This window comes from Mesorhizobium sp. M7A.F.Ca.CA.002.05.1.1 (assembly GCF_003998335.1).
GTDB lineage: Bacteria > Pseudomonadota > Alphaproteobacteria > Rhizobiales > Rhizobiaceae > Mesorhizobium.
On record NZ_RZQI01001020.1, the window covers coordinates 1 to 2,007 of the forward strand.

Genomic DNA, 2,007 nt, shown 5'->3' on the forward strand with positions numbered 1-2,007 from the left:
AAAAAGGTTTCCCCCGCCGCGCCGACGCCCATGCGCATCATCGATTCCTCGGTGATCCCGGCCAGGTGCGGCGTGATGATGACATTGTCGAAGCCGAAATAGGGATGGTTCGACGGCAGCGGCTGTGTCGCAAAAACATCGAGCGCGGCACCGCCGATACGGCGTTTCTGCAATGCCTCGATCAGCGCATCGTCATCGATGACCGGTCCGCGCGACACGTTGATCAGCAGCGCATGCGGCTTCATGCGGGCGATCCGCTCACGGTTGATCAGGCCGCGCGTTTCCGGCGTCAGCGGGCAGCACAGAACGATGATGTCGCTCTGCTCGACGAGAGCGTCGATCGACAGGAAGCCGACCTTGTCCGGCGCCGTTGGCCGACGATGCCGATCGTCTTGCCGGCAAACTCGCTGTTGGAATTGGCGTGCTCGCGGCCGGCAAGCCAGCCTTTGGTGCGCAGGTCGCGGTCAACGACGCGGAAGTTGCGCAGCAAAGCCAGCGCCGCGAACATGACGTGCTCGGCAACCGAGCGGGCATTGACCGCCGGCACATTCGCCACCAGCACGCCGGCGGCCGTCGCTGCTTCCATGGGGATCATGTCGAGCCCGGCGCCATGACGGATTGCCGCCCGCAGCAGCTTTGCGCCGTCGAAAAGCTGTGGTGGCAGCGGCGCGCGCACGATGACGATGTCGGCATCCTTCGCCTCGGCGGCCAGCGTGGCCGGATCGATGGCGGAGGCGACGACGAGTTCTCCGGCGCCGGCCAGCATGGCCGAGGCGCGCGGGTGCAGGGCGTGGGTGGTGAGGATTCGGGTCATGTCGGTCAAGCTTTTTCGAGCGCCGGGCTTTGAGGTTCCTCGCCATGGCCCTCGATCAGGCCTTTCCAGTAGCTCTCAGCCCCTTGCAAATGGGCGCTCATCAGCGCCTGGGCGAGATTGCCATCGCGGCGCAGCAGCGCCTCATAGATCTGGATATGCTCGGCATGCGAGCGCACGTTGCGCTCGGGGTCGTTGAAATAGATCGGCAGGCGCTGCTCGCCCATCATATAGTAGACGCTGCAGACATTGTGGAAGACGCTGTTCTTGGTGGCGCGCACGATCTCGAGGTGGAATTCACGGTCTTCCCTGGCAAGCCCTTCGCCGGCGGCAATGCGCTCTTCCGAAGCTTTCAGTATCTCGCGCAGCCGCTCGAAATTCTCCTCTGTGGCGCGCGAACAGGCAAGTTCGGCCGCCTTGATCTCGTGGATCTTGCGCAGTTCGACCGTTTCGTAGATCTGGATCGGGTCGAGCGGCAGGCCCGCGCGGGCAAAGAGCGCCATGGCCTCCACGCTGGCCTGCTTGGTGTCGATGTAGATGCCGGACTTGGCCCGGCGCTCAACGATGCGCATGGCCTCAAGGATGGCCAGCGCCTCGCGGATCTGGCCGCGGCTGACAGCGAAATGCTCCGCCAGTTCGCGTTCCGAAGGCGTACGGCCGCTCTCCTTGTCCGAATGGGAGAACAGGTAGGCAGCGAGTTCCGCGAGGAGGTTCTTTTCTTTCATCGTCAACCGCGCTGCGCGTGCGCCTCCAGGAATCGCTCCGAAATGGTGAATCCCAGACCCGGTTTTTCCGGGATCGCTATCATGCCGTCCCTGGCTTCGACAGTCTCTTCGACCAGATCGTGGATCATCGGGTTGGCGCCGAGCGAATATTCGACGGTAAAACTCGACGGCGAGGCGGCGCAGACATGCAAGCCTGCGAAAAAACAGGGCGCGCCGGCCCACAGATGCGGCGCAAAGCGCAGATTGAAGGCGCTGGCGATGGTGCCGATCTTCATCGCCTCGCTGATACCGCCGCAGAAGGCGGGATCCGGCTGGAAAATATCGGCGGCTTTCAGCACCGCGAGATCGCGGAAGGCATAGCGTGTCGCCTCGCTTTCGCCGGTGGCGATCGGGACGGCACCTGACGCCCGCACTTCAGCCATGCCGGGCTTGTCGTCGGCGATGATAGGTTCCTCGAACCAGGGGAGGTCC

Annotated in this window: 2 protein-coding genes and 1 pseudogene; all 3 read right to left on the reverse strand. The window is 63.8% G+C overall.

Features of this window, described 5'->3' with window-relative positions:
- Positions 1–814, reverse strand: a pseudogene (locus EN939_RS31920) (NAD(P)-dependent oxidoreductase); the annotation flags it as partial.
- Between the two features lie 5 nt (positions 815–819).
- Positions 820–1,536, reverse strand: coding sequence for a FadR/GntR family transcriptional regulator (locus EN939_RS31925; protein ID WP_013529506.1), 717 nt, complete (start codon positions 1,534–1,536; stop codon positions 820–822).
- A 2-nt stretch (positions 1,537–1,538) separates the two neighbouring features.
- Positions 1,539–2,007, reverse strand: a 469-nt coding sequence (locus tag EN939_RS31930; protein WP_272483124.1) for an enolase C-terminal domain-like protein, incomplete at its 5' end; no start/stop codon positions are given.

Excerpts from the sequence above, each read along its gene's own strand:
- EN939_RS31925 (WP_013529506.1), bottom strand. The coding sequence starts at position 1,536 with ATGAAAGAAAAGAACCTCCTCGCGGAACTCGCTGCCTACCTGTTCTCC.